Annotated in this window: 3 protein-coding genes; 1 reads left to right on the top strand and 2 read right to left on the bottom strand. The window is 66.0% G+C overall.

All coding sequences use genetic code 11. From position 1 onward, the window contains the following. Positions 1-232: 232 nt before the first annotated feature. A complete protein-coding gene (locus ACMUOO_RS16580) occupies positions 233-1,660 on the top strand; it encodes an amidase (RefSeq protein ID WP_301920101.1) in 1,428 nt (475 codons plus the stop codon). Between the two features lie 3 nt (positions 1,661-1,663). Here ACMUOO_RS16580 and ACMUOO_RS16575 read toward each other — a convergent pair whose 3' ends face one another. Continuing rightward, positions 1,664-3,058: a glutamine synthetase family protein gene (locus ACMUOO_RS16575; RefSeq protein ID WP_301920100.1), complete on the bottom strand. Its 1,395-nt coding sequence runs from the start codon at positions 3,056-3,058 to the stop codon at positions 1,664-1,666. A gap of 8 nt (positions 3,059-3,066) precedes the next feature. Then, a partial coding sequence (locus ACMUOO_RS16570; protein WP_413855751.1) for a transaminase occupies positions 3,067-3,965 on the bottom strand: 899 nt, incomplete at its 5' end.

Below are 3,965 nucleotides of genomic sequence, written 5' to 3'. Positions count from 1 at the left end.
CGCGGGCCTTCGAAGGGACAGGTCTCGACATGGGCGAAGCGGTCGCGGATGGCCTCCATCAGGCCGGGTCTGTCCTCGATCATGGTCGGTCCTCAGGATTCCGGGTCGCGTCACCCGCCAAATGCACCGCGTCGCCGGGCTTGGCAATCCCGGAGCGATTTCCTTTGATTTCGCGTTGCCGCTGTTCCAGCCTCCGAGCGGGAGCGGTGAGGCACGGTTGTAGGGGCAATCCATGAGCGATCTCGATTTTTGCTACATGCCGGCGCATGAGGCGCTGAGCCGGTTCCGGGCCAGGACCCTGTCGCCGGTAGAACTGATGGAGGCGGTGATTGCCCGGGCCGAGGCGGTGCAGGGCAAGTTGAACAGCCTGACCTTCACCCATTTCGACCGTGCGATGGACGCGGCCCGCAAGGCCGAGGCGCGATATGCCAGGGGCGCGCGGACCCGTGCGCTGGAAGGATTGCCGATCGCGGTGAAGGACGAGAGCGCGATCAAGGGAATGCCGACCTCTGGCGGCTCGCTGATCATGAAGGACGACATCGCCGGCCATACTTCGGTCGTGAACGCGCGGATCCTCCGCGCGGGCGGCATCGTCCATGCCCGGACCGCGACGCCGGAGTTTTCCTGCGCGGGTTACACCTGGTCGCGCCTCTGGGGCATCACGCGCAATCCGTGGAACCCCGACTTCACGCCCGGCGGATCATCGGGAGGATCGGGTGCGGCGCTTGCATCTGGCGCAGCAACTCTTGCCACGGGCTCGGACATCGGCGGCTCGATACGGATTCCGGCCTCCTGCTCCGGAGTCGTCGGCTTCAAGCCGCCCTACGGCCGCAACCCTGAGGATCCGCCCTTCAACCTCGACTTCTATTGCCACGAAGGCCCGATGGCGCGGACGGTGAAGGACACGATCCTGTTCCAGAACGTCATGGCGGGGCCAAGCCCGGAGGACATCGCCTCGCTTCGCCCGAAGCTGCGCTTGCCGATGGAGATGAAGCCAATCAAGGGCTGGAAGATCGCCTTCTCGATGGACCTCGGCGTCTTCGAGGTCGACCCGGACGTCCGGAAGAATACCGAGGCGGCGCTCGATGTCTTTCGCGGGCTCGGGGCGACGGTGGAGGAGGTGGACCTCGGCTGGTCGCCCGACCTTCTCGATGCCGGGATGACCTATCTGCGCCACCTCTTCGGCGCCTATGTCTCGCAGCTTCTGAAAGACCACGCCGACGACATGACGACCTATGCCCGCCAGTTCGCCGAGGAAGGGCGGAAGTCGAAACCGGTCGATTTCCTCCACAGCCTCGAAGTTGCGGCGGGGATGTACCGGACGCTCGGCCCGATCCTCGAACGCTACGACGTGCTGGTCTGTCCGACGACCGCGCTGCCGGCCGTGCCGGCCGATTTCGACCAGTCGAGGGACACGGTCCGGATCAACGGCAAGGTGGTAAATCCGTTCCTCGGCTGGGTAATGACGCTACCTTTCAACATGCTGAGCCGCTGTCCGGTCCTGTCGGTGCCCACCGGCCGCGCCGGAAACGGGGTGCCGACGGGCATCCAGATCGTCGGGCGCACCTATTCGGACGCCGACGTCTTCCGCGCCGGACTCGCCTATGAGACGGCCCTGGGCGGCTGGTTCACCAACCGGGCCTCGCGGCCGAACCTCTGACCCTCAAACCGTATGGAGGTAGAGGTCGTAGTCGACCTCTGTCACGGTCCGGGCGACGCGGGCGTATTCGGCGGCCTTCACGGCGGTGAAGGTGCGGTGCATGTCCGCGCCGAGCGCGGCCTTCAGGAAATCCGACTTCGTCGCCGCCTCGATCGCCGCGCGCCAGTCACGGGGGATCGCCGGTCCGTTCTCGTCCTCGGCATAGGCGTTGCCGGTCGTCTCGGGGCCTGGGTCGATGCGGTTGTCGATGCCGTGCAGGATACCCGCGAGCACCGTTGCGGCGACCAGATAGGGATTCGCGTCCACGCCCGAGGGCCGGTGTTCTATGCGCCGCGCCTTCACGTCGCCTTCGGGCACCCGAAGCGCCACGGAACGGTTGTTCACGCCCCACGACGTCGAGACGGGCGCATAACTCTGGTTCGCGAACCGCCGCCAGGAGTTCAGATGCGGGGCGAAGACAAGCATCGACTCGCCCATCGTCGCCCTGAGGCCACCGAGCGCATGCAGAAGCGTCTCGGTCCATCCCGCGCCGGGCCGCTCGGCGAAGACGTTGCGGCCCGCCTGATCCTGCAACGACACGTGGAAATGCATGCCCGAGCCCGCGTAATCCTCCACGGGCTTGGCCATGAAGCAGGCGATCACGCCGTGGGAACGCGCCTGCGCCCGCACAATCCGCTTCAGCCGCACGATGTCGTCGGCGGCCTGCATCACGTCCTCGCGGTAGTGGAGCGTCAGTTCGTACTGTCCGGGGGCGTATTCCGAGATGAGCGTCTCGGCCTTGACCCCGGCCTTTTCCGCACCCGCGTATATGTCGGAGAAAAGGGGCAGCATCCCGTGGAGGTGATCGACGGAATAGACCTCGGTCTTGTGGCTCGGCCTTCCGTCGAGCACGTCGCGGGCCGGGCGCACCTTGCCGTCCGCGCCACGGTCGTTGGCCAGCAGGAAGAATTCCAGTTCGAAGGCGCCGGCGGGCTTCAGCCCGCGCCGTGCGTATTCCTCCACCTTCCGGGCGAGCGCATGGCGGGGATCCGAGGTCATGGGCCGGCCATCGAGTTCATAGAGCGACAGGAACACCTCGGCGCGGGCGGGCTTGGTGTTGTGAAGCGCCTTCAGCGTTCCGGGCACCGGCCATGCCTTGAGGTCGCCGTCGCCCTGATCCCAGATCAAGCCGGTTTCGTGCACGTCCTCGCCGCAGATATCGAGACCGAGGATCGAGATCGGCATGTGCCGGCCGGACTTGTAGAGCGACAGAAGCTCGTGACGCCGGATGATCTTTCCGCGGCCGATGCCGTTCGAATCGTGCAGCACGATGTCGATGGCCTCGATCTCGGGGTGATCGGCGAGGAACGCTTCGGCCTCGGGGAGGGTGGCGCCCGAGGGGCAGGGGTTTTCCAGCATGGCGGCTCTCAAGCGAAAAGTTCGGTCAGGATTTCGTCGAAGGCGGTGACGAGGCGGTCGATCTGCCGCTTCTTCGTCGCCGGGCTGACGAGCATCATGTTGTGGAACGGCGCGATCAGGCAGCCGCGGTTCAGAAGCGCAGTATGCAGCACGGCCTCCACCTCCGGCACATGGGCCATGGCGGCCTCGGCGCCGTTCCTGAGGGGGCCGGGGGCGCAGATGAACTCCACCCGTGCGCCGACGCGGACGACGTGCCAGGGCGCGCCGTGGGCCTCGATCACCCGTTTCAGGCCGGTCGAGAGCCTTTCGGCGCCCTTTTCCATATGGGCGTAGGCCTCTGCCGTCATCACCTCGGCGAGCGTCGCCTCAAGGCAGGCGAACTGCATCGGATTGGCCGAAAGCGTCGTGCCCATGCCGGAATGGCCCGAAAGCCGGCCGGCGTTGAAGTCCAGGTAGTCCTTTGCCAGCTTCGGCCTCAGACCCCAGACGGCGGTGGGCATCCCGCCCGCCACGCATTTGCCGACGACGAAGATATCGGGGTCGAGGCCGTGGACGGCCGTATAGCCGCCGAGACCGGAGGAGATCGTGTGCGTCTCGTCGATGATGAGGAGCGCCTTGTATCTCGTAGCCAGCTTTCTCAGCCCCTCGTGGAATCCGGGCTCGGGCAGGACCATGCAGGAATTGGTCATCACCGGCTCGGTCAGAATCGCGGCTACCTCGCCGGTTTTCAGCGCCGCCTCGACGCTGGCGAGGTCGTTGAACTCGGCGCAGGTCGAGACTTCCGTCAGGTCCATGACCTGCCCCGTCAGGCCGGGGCGCGTCACGGTCTTGCCGTTCGAAAGCTGCACCATCGCATCATCCACGGTGCCGTGATAGCAGCCGTTGAACACAAGAACCTTCGGCTTGC

The sequence above is a fragment of the Albidovulum sp. genome, assembly GCF_041919395.1.
Classification (GTDB): Bacteria; Pseudomonadota; Alphaproteobacteria; order Rhodobacterales; family Rhodobacteraceae; genus Albidovulum.
This window is presented reverse-complemented; position numbering and strand designations above follow the sequence as displayed.